Origin of the sequence: Amycolatopsis sp. NPDC051061 (genome assembly GCF_040682935.1) — a bacterium.
Lineage (GTDB): Bacteria > Actinomycetota > Actinomycetes > Mycobacteriales > Pseudonocardiaceae > Amycolatopsis.
On record NZ_JBFBBZ010000059.1, the window covers coordinates 43005 to 56640 of the forward strand.

Genomic DNA, 13636 nt, shown 5'->3' on the forward strand with positions numbered 1-13636 from the left:
ATTCCAGTTTTCGCGTGGCTGATGTGTCGTCTATTCGTTTCTAGCACGGGTCCGGCTGGGGAAATGCTCAGTAGAATTGCGACTTCTCCGTGGAGTCCATCAGCGCGACGGTGTTGCTGGACGGGTTGACGACCGTGCTGACGAGGTCGAAGTAGCCGGTGCCGACCTCGCGCTGGTGGCGCGTCGCGGTGTAGCCGGCGGCCTCGGCGGCGAACTCGCGCTCCTGGAGTTCGACGTAGGCCGTCATGCCTTCGTCGGCGTAGTCGCGCGCCAGGGCGAACATCGAATGGTTCAGCGCGTGGAACCCGGCGAGGGTGATGAACTGGAACTTGTAGCCCATGTGCCCGAGCTCGCGCTGGAACTTCGCGATCGTCGCGTCGTCGAGGTGCTGCTTCCAGTTGAACGACGGCGAACAGTTGTAGGCCAGCAGCTGGTCGGGGTACTCGGCCTTGATCGCTTCGGCGAACTGGCGCGCGACTTCGAGGTCCGGCTTGGACGTCTCCATCCACAGCAGGTCGGAGTAGGGCGCGTAGGCGAGACCGCGAGCGATGCACGGCTCGATGCCGCCGCGCACGCGGTGGTAGCCCTCGGGAGTGCGCTCGCCGGTCAGGAACGGCTTGTCCCGGTCGTCGACGTCGCTGGTGATGAGGTTCGCGGCCTGGGCGTCGGTGCGGGCGATGACGAGGCTGGGGACGTCGGAGACGTCGGCGGCCAGGCGCGCGGCCTGCAGCGTGCGGACGTGCTGGGAGGTCGGGATGAGCACCTTGCCGCCGAGGTGGCCGCACTTCTTCTCCGCGGCCAGCTGGTCTTCCCAGTGCACGCCGGCGGCGCCGCCGGCGATCATGCCCTTCATCAGCTCGAAGGCGTTGAGCACGCCGCCGAAGCCGGCTTCGGCGTCCGCGACGATCGGGGCCAGCCAGTGCGGGGCGTCCTTTTCGTCCTCGGCCCAGCTGATCTGATCGGCGCGCAGCAGCGCGTTGTTGATCCGGCGCACGACCTGCGGGACGGAGTTGGCCGGGTAGAGGCTCTGGTCCGGGTAGGTGTGGCCGGACAGGTTGGCGTCGGCGGCGACCTGCCAGCCGGACAGGTAGATGGCCTTGAGGCCGGCGCGCACCTGCTGCACGGCCTGATTGCCGGTCAGCGCGCCGAGCGAGTGGACGTAGTCCTCGGTGTGCAGGAGCTTCCAGAGCCGCTCCGCGCCGAGCCGGGCGAGCGTGTGCTCCTCGGTCACGCTGCCGCGCAGCCGCAGGACGTCCTCGGCGGAGTAGTCCCGGCGGACTCCGCGCCACCGGGGGTCCTCGGCCCAGGACCGGGCCAGTTCGGCCGCCGCGGCTTCGCGGGGCGGCGCTGCGGTGACGGTCATGTCGTTCTCCTGACGTACGACGACGCGCGGCTTCGTGGACGAGACCATTTAGCACCCGGCAACCCCGGCCCGGCGTCACCCCGGAGTCAGGACGAAGCATTCCCCTAGTTCTTGCCGGTCGGGCCCGGCCGGCGTCGTGACCGGGGCCGATAATCGGCCGGCGAGCCACCTTGCGAACGGAAGGCGTTTGATGGCAAAGGATCTGCGGACATTCCTGGCCGAGCTGGACCCGGACCAGATCAAGGTCGTGCGCAAGCCGGTCGACCCCGAGTTCGAGGTCACCGCGCTCGTCGACCGCATGGAGGACGACCCCGCGTACCCCGGCTTCCCCGCGGTGCTGTGCGAAAACGTCGGCGGTTCCGAGATCCCGTTGCTCATCAACCTGCACGGCACCTACGAGCGGCTCGCGCGCAGCATCGGCTCGGACGTGCACTCGATGGTGCCGGAGTACGCCCTGCGCGAGGGGTCCGGGATCAAGCCCGTCACGGTCGACACCGCGCCGGTGCAGGACGTCGTGCTCACCGGCGACGACATCGACGTCGGCCTGCTGCCGCTGCTCAAGCACCAGGAGCTGGACGCGGGCAAGTACATCACCTCGGCGGTGACCATCTGCCGCGACCCGGACAGCGGCAAGATCAACGCGGGCATCTTCCGCCACCAGCAGCAGGGTCGCGACCAGGTCGGCATCCAGGTCAACCCGGCCCACCACACGGCTTACGTGCTGCGCAAGCTGCGCGAGCAGAAGCAGCCGATGGAGGTGGCGCTGGTCATCGGCCACCACCCGGCCCTGCTGATGGGCGCGGTGTCCAAACTGGAGGGTATCGGTGGCGAGCTCGACGTCGTGGGCGGCCTGCTCGGCGAGCCGCTGGAAATGGTGCCCTGCAAGACGGTCGACCTCGAGGTGCCGGCCCGCGCGGAGATCGTCATCGAGGGCGTGATCGACACCGACCCCGACGCGACGGCCGTCGAAGGCCCGTTCGGCGAGTACCCGCGGTTCTACACCCGCACCGGCCCGCAGCCCTACGTGAAGATCACCGCGATCACCATGCGCCGCAAGCCCATCTTCGTCGACGTGTTCAACGCGCACACCGAGCACAGCATGCTGGGCGGGCTCCCCCGGATGGGCAGCATCTACCGCCGGGTCAAGGATGCGGTGCCCACGGTGACCGGCGTGCACCTGCCGCTGTCGGGCATGGCGCGGTCGCACCTGTACCTGTCGATGAGCAAGCGCGTGGAGGGCGAGCCGAAGCTCGCGGCTTGTGCGGCTTTGGCGGTCGACCCTCTGTTGAAGCACGTGTTCGTGGTGGACGACGACGTGGACGTGTTCAACGAGGTCGAGACGCTGTGGTGCCTGGCGACGCGCTTCCAGGCGGACCGTGACCTGACGATCATGCCGGGTTTCCTCGGCGGCCAGCTCAACCCGGTGACCTACGGGCACAACCGGGAGGAGAAGGGCCCGATGGAGACGAAGCTGATCTTCGACTGCACGAAGCCCGTGCCGCCGGCGGTGTTCCCGCCTTCGTGCCGGGTACCGCCGGAGGTGGTGGCGCGGGTGGACCACCGCGGGCTGCTGGAAGACGGGGACGCCTTGGCGTCCTATTTGGACTGAAGGTCGCCCTCACCGGCTCACCGCCGGTGGGGGCGATCTTCCACCACGGACGAAGAAGGCCCCCTCCGGCGGAGGGGGCCTTTTCGGTGGCCGGGTGCGGGGGTGCGAGCCGGGCCGGAACGTCATGAACGACTCTTTCACGGCGCCGGACGACATGAAAGAGTCGTTCATGCCATCCGGGCCGGAAGCCGGTCAGTGGGTCGAGGGGCCGTGCCAGCGCTCGACCAGCTCGTCCGGCGGCCGAATCCCCAAGAGATCGCACAGCCGCCCGACTTGGTGGTCCACCAAGTCCCCCAAAGTCGCAGGGCGCCCATAGAACGCCGGCATCAGCGGCGCGATGATCCCGCCCATCTCGGTCACCTGGGTCATCGCCCGCAGGTGCCCCAGATGCAGCGGCGTCTCGCGCAAAGCGACCACCAGCTTCCGCCGCTCCTTCAGAGTCACATCGGCCGCGCGCACCAGCAGACTGTCGTTCTGCGACCAAGCGATCGCCCCCAGGCTCCGCACCGAACACGGCAGCACGATCATCGCGTCGATCGGGAACGACCCGCTCGAGATCGGCGCCGCGATGTCGCCCGGCCGGTAAGTGACATCCGCCAGGGAAGCAACGGACTCCGGCGTCCAGTCCGTCTCGAAAGCGATCGTCTGCCGCGCCGCCGGCGTCACCACCAGGTGCGTCTCGACCTCCGGCATGCCCTTCAAGATCTCCAGCAAGCGGATCCCGTAGATCGCCCCGCTGGAGCCGGACATCCCGATCACCAGCCGCGTCGGCTCAGTCATGCTTCGCCCGCCTCTTCTCCGCCTGGCGCTCCTTGACGACCTCGACCGGACCGCGCCGGGCCTCCTCCTCGACCATCCGCCGCCACTCGGTCAGCGAGACGTCGGGACGGTACAGCCGCTCCGGTGGGGCGTCGGTGACCTCCACCATCAGCCGGTCCTCGTCGTTGAACATGCCGTGGAACACCCAGCGCGCCCAAGTCCAGTAGTAGAGCCGAAAACGACGGTTGCGCCACTTGCCTTTGTTCATCACCGCGAGCTGGACGTACGTGTGGTTCTCCGCCGTCGCGGCGACCCACCACTCGAAGTGCGACCACTCCGCGTACTTCACCCGCAGCGTGCCCGGCAGCCGCAGCGACACCTTCGTCTTGTTGCCCTCGCGCCGCCGGTACCACGTCTTCTTCGGGAAGTCGCCGAGGCCGGGGAACGACGCGCTGTAGTGCATCTTGTCCTTGCGCCGGGTGATCCACGGCCCGTCGCGGATGACCTTCATCTCGCTCCACACCGGCATCTTGACCCGCTTGGTCCACAACGCGTTGCGGTGCAGCCATTTCGCGTGGCCGTCGTCGAAGCCGTTCTCCGCCCCGAAGCGCCAGTTGCCGTCCCGCACGGTGATCCGGCCGACGACGACGGCGTCCGGGTCGAGCAGCTCCTCCGGGACGTCCTCGGCGAACGGGCGGGCCGGGCCGTCGCCCAGCCACACCCAGACCAGGCCGCGGGCTTCCTCGACCGGGTAGGTGCGCACGGTGACCTTGCCGCAGATCGGCGACTCCGGGCCGTCGGTGATCGCCGCGACCAGCACGCCGGTCTCCAGGTCGAACGTCCAGCCGTGGTAGCAGCAGCTCCACGTGCCGGGGAACTCCTGCGAGGACATCTTGTGGCTCAGCGGGACCCCGCGGTGCGGGCACCGGTCGTGCAGCGCGCGGACTTCGCCGCCGTCGCGGATCAGCATGATCTTCTCGCCGAGCACCTGGACCGCGCGGGGCTTGCGGCCGATCTTGCGCGACCACGCCACCGGGTACCAGTACTCGCGGAAGCCGAGCGCCGCCGCCTCGTAACGCGGCCACGTCGACCAGTCGCGGCGGCCGGGGCCGCCGACGGTGGCCTGCCGCCGCGCCGGAGGGGCCTGCTCGTCGCCAACAGTGTCGGTCATCGGTTGTCTCCTCGAGAACTCGCGGGAGGCTCACACAGTTCGGCGCGCTGCCGCGTGGTCACGTCCACGACGACGCCGACCAGCAGGTCGACCAGCCGGCGCATGGCCGGCAGGTCCGCGACACCCATGGAAAACCCTTCGAACGGACCGGGCTCGGCCGCCATGGGCAGGCCGATCCGCGCGGTCGGGATGCCGTGGCGGCGCAGCACGCCGCCGTCGGACAGCCCGCTGCCCGGCTTGCCCGGCACGTGCGGCCGGCCCTCGACCTCTTCCCAGGCCCGGACCAGCCGGGTGACGACCGGGCTGTCGGCGGGGGTGGCCGAGCCCGCCTGGCCGGCCACCAGCTCGACTTCGATCCCGACGGCGGGTTCCGTCGCGCGCAGCTCGGCGACGATCGCCTCGAACTGGCCGGCCACGTGGTTGACCGTGGTCCGCGGGTTGACCCGCAGGTCGACCCAGAACTCGCAGGTCGCCGGGTTGAACGCCGGCTTGGTCCCGTCGCCGGCCCGGATCGCGGTGACCGCGCCCTGCGGCGCCACCTGGCCCGAGGAGTTGCGCGCGGTGTACTCGGCGAACCAGCTCTCCAGCCGCCCGATCATCCGGGCACCGGCGAGGATCGCGTTGTTGTAGTGCCCCTTGTGCCGGCTGCCGGTGTAGCCGACCGAGCCGCGCACGACGACGCGGAAGATCACGAACCCGACCTCCTCGTGCACCACCGAGTAACCCGGTTTGAGCACGATCGCGAGGTCGGCGGAGGACTGGCCGTGGTCCAGCAGGAACTGGGTGCCGACGTGCATGCCCGAGTTGCGCCGCGAGGACTGCTCCCCGGCCAGCACCGGCATGCTGCCGCCGACCAGCGCGACCACCAGCTGCCCGTCCAGCGGCACACCGGAGCGGTGCACGGCGAGCGCGGCGGCCAGCGCGCAGCTGGCGAACGCCTTGGGGTTCTCCGCGCCGAGCCCGACGATCTTGTCGCCGTAGCGCTGCGCGGGCAGCGTGAAGTCGGCGCGCGGCCGTTCCCCGAGCCACGGTGCGTCCTCCGGGCCCGGCGCGAACGCGGTGTCGAGCGGCGCCAGCAGGAGCAGCTGCGCGCCCGTGCGGCCGGTGCCGACGCGGGTGACGAGGTTGGCCTGGCGTTCGTCGATCGCCTGCACCCGGCTGTCGATCCCGGCCGAGGTCATCACGTCGCGGAAGTACTCGGCCAGCTCCCGCTCGCAGCCGGTCGGGCTGGGGATGTCGGCGGCCGACTGGCACAGCAGCGCCAGCTCTTCTTCGTCGACCTCGCCGCGGGCGGCCTTGACCCACTCCCGCTGCCAGCCGGACAGCTTCGTGATGTCCGGGTCGAGGGGGTCGGGCGTCATGAGGTCTTGATCTCGGTGCCGGTCACGTGGTGGTGCCCCCACAGGCTGGTCGGCCCGGCCAGCTGCCGCGTCGACCAGTCGGCAGTATCGACGTCCAGGCCGTCCCAGCCGTACTCGATCTCCCAGCCCGACGGCGTCTCGAGGTAGAACGACACGGCGCGGTCGTTGGTGTGCCGGCCCAGCGTGCGGGTCACGATGCGGCGGTCGTAGGCGACGTCGATGGTCGAGCCGACGTCGTCGAGCGTCGTCGTCTCCAACATGATGTGGCGCAGGCCGGGCTCGTCGGTCTCCACCAGCGCGATGGAGTGGTGGCGCGGGTTGCAGTGCAGGAAGGCGATGAAGCCCTTGAACGTGTCGCTGACCCCGAAGCCCAGTGTGTCCACCAGGAACGCCAGCGTCTCGGCGTAGTTCGTGACGCCGACGACGGCGTGGCCCATCCCGTGCTCGCCGGTCCGGTAGCCGGCCAGCGTCCGGGTCAGGCGCAGCGGCCGGAAGTCGGCCTCCTGGCCGTAGAACAGCTCGTGGCGCAGCCCGGACGGGTCTTCGAGCCAGGCCATGCCCGCGACGCGCCGGTCGGCGCACTCGGCGGCGGTCGCCCGGGTCACCGCGACGCCCGCCGCGGCCAGCTCGTGTTCGAGCGCAGCCAGGTCGGCGGCGCTCGCCACCTCCCAGCCCAGCCAGGACAGCGCTTCGCTCTCGCCGCGGCGCACGTCGAAGCGGTAGGCCCGCTCGTCCATGCGCAGCAGCAGGCGCCCGTCGTCCGCCCGCTCGCCGGGCAGGCCCAGGACGTCCGCGGCGAACGTCTCCCACGCCGCGAGCTCCCGGGTGGACAGTCCGACGTAGGCGAGACTGCGGATGCGCATGGGGTCCGTCCTCCTGCTGGTCACTCCGCACGGCCCAGGAAGCCGAGGACCACGCGGTCGTGTTCCTCGGGCTGCTCCCACTGCGGCCAGTGCGCGGCGTCGGCGACGCAGTGGAAGGCCGCGCCCGGGATGAGTTTCGCGATCCGGCGGCCCACGTCGGGCCCGCTGCCGGGGTTGTGGTCCGACCACAGCACCAGCGTCGGCACGCTCACCGTCGCCAGCCGGTCTTCGGAGATCTTCCGGTTCGGCCCGGAGCCGAAGCCGAAGGAGTTCTCGAACACCGTGCGCAACGCGGCGTTGGTCGCGGGCTCGGCGTAGATCCGGCGGCGCACCTCGACCAGCTCGTCGGTAACCCGTTCGGGGGTGGCCATCAGCCACTCGAGCCGGGTACGGATGGTCTCGGAGGTCGGGTTCTCGATGGCGGCCAGCGAACGGGTACGCAGGGCCTCACGCCCTTCGGCGGGGCGCTCGTCGACCGAGCCCGGTGCCCACTTGATGCCGGCGGTGGTGTTGAGCACGAGCTTCCCGACGCGCTCGGGGTGCTCCAGCGCCAGGGTCAGTGCGACCCACCCGCCGAGCGACTCGCCTTCGAAGTGCGCGCGCTCGATGCCTTGGGAGTCCAGCAGGTCGAGCACCTGCTCGACGTAGGTGCCGACGGCGTCGTGGGTGAACTCGGGCTTGGCGGAGTAGCCGTGCCACAGCAGGTCCATCGCCATCGTGCGGTAGTGCCGGCCGAGCCGGCTCACGTTGCGCGCGTAGGCCTCGGCGTGCCCGCCGACGCCGTGCAGCAGCACCAGCGGTTCGCCGTCGCCGGCCTCGATGACGCGCGTCCGGTACTTCTCGCCGAGGACGTGGGTCTGGCTGCCGAGCAGCTCGGTCCAGATGGTCACCTCGGTCACTCCCAACGGTTCGGCGGGCCCGGCCGGAACCGGTGGCACTGGTGTTCGTGGCAGGGGCGGCAGGACTCGAACCTGCAACCGTCGGTGTTGGAAACCGCTGCTCTGGCCAATTGAGAGCTACACCCCTTCGCACCGCTTTCCGGTGCGAGATCATTATGCGGCGGATTTTTTGGGGAACCACCTAGCTTGTCAGCCGGTGAGGCGGTCCGGGCTGAAGACGTCCACGAGCTCGTCGCCCACGCCGTCGACGATGCGGCCGGCCAGCGCACGCCCGAACAGCGGCCCCAGCGTGACCCCGGCACTCGCGACGGCCTCGTAGTACCCCGGCACGGCCGACAGCGGGCCGACGCTCGGCAGTTCGTCATGCGCACAACGCGCGTCCACGACGTCGGCCGTCCGCACGGTCGCGGTGCCCAGCAACGGCACCACCTTCGCCGCGCGATCCAGGAGGTCCTTCACGAACTCCGGGTCCGGCGCGCCCGAGCGCGGGGGCAGTCCGCGGTCGACGCGGTCCGAGCGCAGGACCACCCGCCCGGGCCCGTCCGGGCGGAGGCTGACCTCGGGGGCGCGCAGGATGTACGGCAGCGGGTCGCCGTCGACCAGCAGGTGCGCGATCAGGCTGCGCCGCGGCGGGCCGAGGAACGGACGCGCACCGGCCAGCGCGCCGATCTCGTCCGCGGCCGAGCCGGCGGCGTTGACCACGACCTCGGCCTCGAGCCGGCGGCCGTCCGCCAGCCCGACGCCGTCGCGCGACACCGACGTCACTTCGGCGCCGAGTTCCAGCGTGGCGCCGAGGGAGACGGCCTGGTCGAGCAGGTGCCGGGTGAACGCGACCGCGTCGATCCAGCCCTCGGCCGGCAGCACGGCGACCGTGCCCGTGGCGGGGAAGGCGACCGACGAGCCGAGCGCCCGGGCCGCGTCGGGACCGGCGTACCGGTCGACCGGGCAGCCCCACTCGTCGAGCTGCGCGAGGTAGCCGGCGAATGACTCGTCGTCGGTCCAGGCGACCGTCCCGGTGCGGTGCCACCAGGGCGCGGGCGCGAACTCCCCGGCCAGCGCCGCGTGCTCGGCGATGCCCGCCTGGTTCAGCTCGAAGTAAGACTTCGGAAAGCGCCGGTAGGCCGTCGCGGTGGCGAACCCGATCTCCGTGGTGCCCGAGGCGGCCCGGTCCGCGCGGTCGACGCAGTGCACGCGGGCACCGCGCCGGGCGAGGTGGTAGGCCACCGAGGCGCCGATGACCCCGGCGCCGACGACGACCACCTTCGGCGGCATCAGTAGAGCCCTTCCGGAGCGGCCTGGCTGACCTGCAGCGGGCGCACGTTGAAGACGCCGTCGACCGGCCACTCGCCCTTGGTGTCGTAGCGGGTCGCCTCGTCGCGCTCCAGCAGGTTGGGCAGGAAGAGGTCTTCGTGCAGCACGGTCAGCTTCAGCTGCCCGGACTGTCCCTTGTCGACGGTGGTGCGGAAGTCTGCCGGGTCCACGACGGACATCGTCACCTGCGGGTACGTCGGCGCGTAGGGAAGGATCGCGCCGCCGTCCTCCGGGTGCAGGCTCACCGCGTTGCCGAAGGTGTTGCCGTAGCCCGAACGCACGAGCCCGCCGTCGAGGGCCTTGACGAAGTCCTGGTACATCCGCGGGCTCATGTGCGTGCCGCCGAGGCGCACGCCGTCGAGCGCCGCGACCAGCTCCGGCTGCCGCGCGATCAGCTTCTGCAGCAGCGCGGGCGTGGTGTTGAGGTAGTGGACGTGCTGCGAGCGCAGGATGTCGACGATCTGCGCGAGCACGTGGTCGGTGTACTCCCCCAGCTCCTTCATCTTGCCGGCGCGGATGAGCTGCTTGATCCACCGCGGGTCCATGTCGATGCCGTACACGAGCCCGGCCAGCTGCTCGGACAGCTCGATCGCGCCGTTGCCGATCTGGTGCGGCCCGCTCGGCGTCGCCTGCAGCCAGGTGCGACCGGCCTGGTAGCCGTCGAACAGGTACGACCAGTGCCGCCATTCGACGCGGTGGGTCATCATGTCTTCGGTGTAGAACACGCGCACGGGGTCGCCGGTGGTGCCGCCGGACTCCCACACGCGCCCGATCAGCGGCCGGGGCACGGTGCGCGGCACCAGGTCGCCGGGGTCGATGCCGCGCAGGTCGCCGGGCGGGAACGGGCCGAACTCGGCGAGCTGGTCGTACCGGGTGATGTCCATCGGGTCGAACGACAGCTCGGTCGCCCGCTTGAGCCAGTACGGGCTGCCGAGCTCCGGGTTGAAGTGCCGCCGCACCACGTGCCTCGTCCACGCGTCGAGGTCGAGGGACAACCAGTGGCCGGTCAGGCTGGCACGTTCGTGCGTGCGGGTGCTCACGGTTTTCTCCTTGTTCTGCATGCCGATCAGGGGGCGACCAGGTCGACGGCGTGGTCGTAGATCGCGGTCATGGCTTCGGTGACGTGGTGCGGCTCGGTGATGCGCACGACGGGGAACGGGAAGTCGAGCACGCCGACCGGCAGCGTCGGGCCGAGGACGAAGGCGAGCCGGACACCCCGGTCCTTCATCCCGGCGCACACGTGCGGCAGGCTCATCGTGGTGGTCTTGTTGCGCTGAAACAGATCGCGGACTTCGTCGGCCGTCGTCAGCGCGCGCTCCTCGAGGAACGAGCACACCGGGATCCGCGGGTCGGCGACCGCCATCGCGGCGACCGCGGGCGCCATGAAGTCGGTCGCGTACTGGCGCAGCGGGGAATGCACGGCGAACGGCTGGCCGTCGATGACGCTGATCATGCCGGGCGGGCTCTGCGCGACGAGCTCGGCCAGCGCCTCGGCCGTGCCGCTGAGCATGAGCAGCCGGGCGGTGCCGTCCGAGAGCACGCCGAAGTCGCCGCCGAGGAACACCCCGGGGCGCCGGGCGCCGTAGTAGAAAGTCGGGTCCTCGGTCACCGGGAGGAAGGCGATGGCCGCGCCCTGCGCCGGGGGCGCCGGGTCGGGCAGCGGCGTCTTGGCCTCGCGCACCAGCAGGTCGAACAGGGTACGGCGGTCGACCGCGCCCGCGACGGAGCTCGCGATCAGGCCGCCGAGGCTGATGCCGCCGGCGACGCCCGGGTGGATGTCGGACTCGGCGAGCACGTCGTGGATGCCGAAGGCCAGCGCGGCCAGCCGGATGCCGGCGAGGCTGAAGCGGTCGTGGTCGCCCCGCGGCTCGAACTCACCGCGCAGCAGGGCGCGGGGTTCGAGGCCGGTCCAGTCGCGCACCTGCTCGTAGGAGCGGCGCATGGCCGGGTACGCCTCGTAGAGCTTCGCGCCGTGTTCCGGGTCGGGATCGGAGATGTTCGCGCCGAAGAGATACCCCAGAGTCACCGAATTCCCCTAACGAACGTGTCTGACGCGGCTTCCGCGACGCTACGCATCCCCTCACACGGGAATCCCGGCTAGCATGGGGTCTCTAGGCAAAACCTCAGCTCCGGGCGCGGGACTCTTTAAGAGTTCCCCCAGGATTGGCTTGCTAAGGCGGCTATCGCGATTACAGCGGGTGGGAAAAAGGTGGCAGCCGGCCCATCCAGGCTCGTCACCCTATTCGCCGGAGGTATCAGAACGTGGAGTATGGCGTCTCGCTGTTGCCGGACTGCGACCCGGAGACCACGACCGCCTCGCAGTACTTCCAGGATGTGCTGCAGGTCAGTGTGCTCGCCGATCAGCTCGGCCTGAACTACGTCAAGATGACCGAGCACTACCTGCGCTCCTACGGCGGATATTCCCCCAGCCCGCTGGCCTTCCTGTCGGCCGTGGCCGCGCGCACCCGGTCCATCCGCCTGATGACCGGCGGCATCCAGGCCTCGTTCCACCACCCCATCCAGATCGCCGCGCACGCCGCGCAGGTCGACGTGATGAGCGGCGGACGTCTGGACGTCGGCTTCGCGCGGGCCTTCCTGCCGTACGAGTTCGAGGCCTTCGGCGTCGACATGGACACCAGCCGCGAGCGGTTCCTCGCCACGATCGAGGCCGTCGTCCGGCTGTGGAACGAAAAGGACGTCACCGAGAAAACGCCGTTCTTCGAATACGAGAACGCGAATTCGCTGCCCGCGCCGGTGCAGCAGCCCGGCCCGCCGGTGTGGGTGGCCGCGCTGGCGACCCCGGCCAGCTTCGACTGGACCGGCCGCAAGGGCTTCAACCTGCTCATCAGCTCGACCCAGCTGAACGAGATGGCCCGCAAGCGCGAGTACGTCGAGCTGTACCGCAACGCCTTCATGGAGGAGCACGGCGACTCGGGCCGCGAGCCGAAGTTCGCCGTGAGCATCCCGCTGCTGATCGCCGACACCGACGAGGAGGCGCGCGACCTGGCCGTGCCGTTCATGGTGAAGTCGTTCAACGCCTTCAAGGAAGCGATCCTGTCCTGGCACAACGTCGAATCGCCCGCGTACGAGGGCTACACGGCGATGGCGCGCCAGATGGCCAGCTTCGACCTGGAGACCGACGGCCTGGAATCCAAGGCCGTCGTCGGCTCGCCGGACACGGTGCTGGGCCGGATCGAAGAGGTCCGCGACGTGCTCGGCCCGGACGTCATCCTGTGGAACCTCGACTTCGGCGGCCAGTCGTACGAAACGATGTCCCGCACGCTGAACCTGTTCGCGGACAAGGTGCTGCCCGCGCTCGGATGACCCCTCCCAGGGGTGAAGAAGCGGAAGGACCCGGCGGCCGAGCGGCCACCGGGTCCTTCCGTCACCACGGGGTCAGCCGCTGAAGCCGAGGCCGCCCTGGGCGGCGATCATCGTCAGCCGGATGCCGCGCAGGGCCTTCTCCAGGCCCGGGGCGACCTCGCCGACGCGGTCGGTCAGCTCCTCGATCCGGTCCTTGTACTCGCCCTTGCTCTCCTTGCGCGTGACGACGCTCGGCACCGTTCCGGCGGCGGCGAGCGCGACGAGCGCGGCGTCGTCCGCGCCGACCTGGGCGGCCGGGGTCGAGCCGTGCAGCACCTCGACCGCGTGCTCCTGCAGCGCCTTGGCCAGGGCCGGGTCGGTGGCCGTCACGTGGGTCTTCGGCACGACGCCCAGGACCTTCTTCTCCTGGACCGTCAGCAGCTTCTGCTCCACGAGCTGCTCCTCGATCTGGTCGAGGGTCTCCTTGTAGTCGTGGCGCAGCCACGACTTCCAGCTGCGCTTCTCGTTGCCGATCTGGGCCAGCAGCCGGTCGAGCACCGGGTCGCCCGTCGGGTCCGGCTTGACCAGCACGGCGTCGCCGTCGTCATCGGCGATGTTGCCGCGCAGCGCCAGCTCCGTCAGCACGCCGGCGCGGGTCAGGAACGCCGTGCGGGTGCGGTCGTACAGGTCTTCCTTCTCGAGGTCGTAAGCGAGCAGGTAGGCGCGGTAGTGGACGGCGGTCGGCGTCTCGGTCATGGTCGTCACCCGTTTCTGTGGCATTGCGTACGACTCGATCTTGACGGACCTGACCCCCACCCAAAAACGGCCAAAGGTTGACAGTCGGTGACGGAAGGTTGTCGGCTCACAACCTTAGTTGTTCCGGCGTGCGGAGCAACGCGGCTTAGTACTGCAACGGCATTCAGGTGAGTGGGTAGCCGCGTCGTTTGTAATGGCTGAGGCGGGCTTGGTGTTGTCGTCGGCGGCGGAAGCAGGACCA

Annotated in this window: 12 protein-coding genes and 1 tRNA gene; 2 read left to right on the plus strand and 11 right to left on the minus strand. The window is 70.2% G+C overall.

Annotated features, from left to right (window positions below; genetic code table 11):
* Positions 1-67: 67 nt before the first annotated feature.
* Positions 68-1363, minus strand: a complete 1296-nt coding sequence (gene aceA, locus AB0N03_RS44900) for an isocitrate lyase (RefSeq protein WP_364386297.1) — start codon at positions 1361-1363, stop codon at positions 68-70.
* 190 nt (positions 1364-1553) lie between these two features.
* Here aceA and AB0N03_RS44905 point away from each other — a divergent pair, with 190 nt between their 5' ends.
* Positions 1554-2972: a UbiD family decarboxylase gene (locus AB0N03_RS44905; protein WP_364386299.1), complete on the plus strand. Its 1419-nt coding sequence runs from the start codon at positions 1554-1556 to the stop codon at positions 2970-2972.
* A 192-nt stretch (positions 2973-3164) separates the two neighbouring features.
* Here AB0N03_RS44905 and AB0N03_RS44910 read toward each other — a convergent pair whose 3' ends face one another.
* The 9 genes from AB0N03_RS44910 to AB0N03_RS44950 form a co-directional block, all read right to left on the minus strand.
* Positions 3165-3752 carry a UbiX family flavin prenyltransferase gene (locus tag AB0N03_RS44910; RefSeq protein WP_364386301.1) on the minus strand — a complete coding sequence of 196 codons (588 nt, stop codon included), beginning with the start codon at positions 3750-3752 and terminating at the stop codon, positions 3165-3167.
* Positions 3745-4902 carry a Rieske 2Fe-2S domain-containing protein gene (locus tag AB0N03_RS44915; RefSeq protein WP_364386303.1) on the minus strand — a complete coding sequence of 386 codons (1158 nt, stop codon included), beginning with the start codon at positions 4900-4902 and terminating at the stop codon, positions 3745-3747. The genes AB0N03_RS44910 and AB0N03_RS44915 overlap by 8 nt, the downstream gene beginning before the upstream one ends.
* The gene (locus AB0N03_RS44920) at positions 4899-6263 is read right to left on the minus strand and encodes a M20/M25/M40 family metallo-hydrolase (RefSeq protein WP_364386305.1); all 1365 of its coding nucleotides are present in this window, start codon (positions 6261-6263) and stop codon (positions 4899-4901) included. The genes AB0N03_RS44915 and AB0N03_RS44920 overlap by 4 nt, the downstream gene beginning before the upstream one ends.
* Positions 6260-7126, minus strand: coding sequence for a VOC family protein (locus AB0N03_RS44925; protein WP_364386307.1), 867 nt, complete (start codon positions 7124-7126; stop codon positions 6260-6262). Before AB0N03_RS44925 ends, AB0N03_RS44920 begins: the two co-directional genes overlap by 4 nt.
* Positions 7127-7146: 20 nt before the next feature.
* Positions 7147-8016, minus strand: coding sequence for an alpha/beta fold hydrolase (locus AB0N03_RS44930; protein ID WP_364386309.1), 870 nt, complete (start codon positions 8014-8016; stop codon positions 7147-7149).
* Between the two features lie 57 nt (positions 8017-8073).
* A tRNA-Trp gene (locus tag AB0N03_RS44935) sits at positions 8074-8152 on the minus strand.
* Between the two features lie 62 nt (positions 8153-8214).
* The gene (locus AB0N03_RS44940) at positions 8215-9297 is read right to left on the minus strand and encodes an FAD-dependent oxidoreductase (RefSeq protein WP_364386311.1); all 1083 of its coding nucleotides are present in this window, start codon (positions 9295-9297) and stop codon (positions 8215-8217) included.
* Positions 9297-10376, minus strand: a complete 1080-nt coding sequence (locus AB0N03_RS44945) for a hypothetical protein (protein ID WP_364386313.1) — start codon at positions 10374-10376, stop codon at positions 9297-9299. The genes AB0N03_RS44940 and AB0N03_RS44945 overlap by 1 nt, the downstream gene beginning before the upstream one ends.
* Positions 10377-10402: 26 nt before the next feature.
* Positions 10403-11362: a hypothetical protein gene (locus tag AB0N03_RS44950; protein ID WP_364386314.1), complete on the minus strand. Its 960-nt coding sequence runs from the start codon at positions 11360-11362 to the stop codon at positions 10403-10405.
* 236 nt (positions 11363-11598) lie between these two features.
* Here AB0N03_RS44950 and AB0N03_RS44955 point away from each other — a divergent pair, with 236 nt between their 5' ends.
* Positions 11599-12660 carry an LLM class flavin-dependent oxidoreductase gene (locus AB0N03_RS44955; RefSeq protein ID WP_364386316.1) on the plus strand — a complete coding sequence of 354 codons (1062 nt, stop codon included), beginning with the start codon at positions 11599-11601 and terminating at the stop codon, positions 12658-12660.
* Positions 12661-12732: 72 nt separating this feature from the next.
* Here the strand turns inward: AB0N03_RS44955 and AB0N03_RS44960 are convergent, their stop codons facing one another.
* Positions 12733-13395, minus strand: a complete 663-nt coding sequence (locus AB0N03_RS44960; RefSeq protein WP_364386318.1) for a GPP34 family phosphoprotein — start codon at positions 13393-13395, stop codon at positions 12733-12735.
* Positions 13396-13636 lie beyond the last annotated feature (241 nt).

What these genes read in the sequence shown, in the direction of transcription:
- aceA (WP_364386297.1), bottom strand. Translation starts at nt 1,363, where the DNA reads ATGACCGTCACCGCAGCGCCGCCCCGCGAAGCCGCGGCGGCCGAACTG.
- AB0N03_RS44905 (WP_364386299.1), top strand. Translation starts at nt 1,554, where the DNA reads ATGGCAAAGGATCTGCGGACATTCCTGGCCGAGCTGGACCCGGACCAG.
- AB0N03_RS44910 (WP_364386301.1), bottom strand. Translation starts at nt 3,752, where the DNA reads ATGACTGAGCCGACGCGGCTGGTGATCGGGATGTCCGGCTCCAGCGGG.
- AB0N03_RS44915 (WP_364386303.1), bottom strand. Translation starts at nt 4,902, where the DNA reads ATGACCGACACTGTTGGCGACGAGCAGGCCCCTCCGGCGCGGCGGCAG.
- AB0N03_RS44920 (WP_364386305.1), bottom strand. Translation starts at nt 6,263, where the DNA reads ATGACGCCCGACCCCCTCGACCCGGACATCACGAAGCTGTCCGGCTGG.
- AB0N03_RS44925 (WP_364386307.1), bottom strand. Translation starts at nt 7,126, where the DNA reads ATGCGCATCCGCAGTCTCGCCTACGTCGGACTGTCCACCCGGGAGCTC.
- AB0N03_RS44940 (WP_364386311.1), bottom strand. Translation starts at nt 9,297, where the DNA reads ATGCCGCCGAAGGTGGTCGTCGTCGGCGCCGGGGTCATCGGCGCCTCG.
- AB0N03_RS44960 (WP_364386318.1), bottom strand. Translation starts at nt 13,395, where the DNA reads ATGACCGAGACGCCGACCGCCGTCCACTACCGCGCCTACCTGCTCGCT.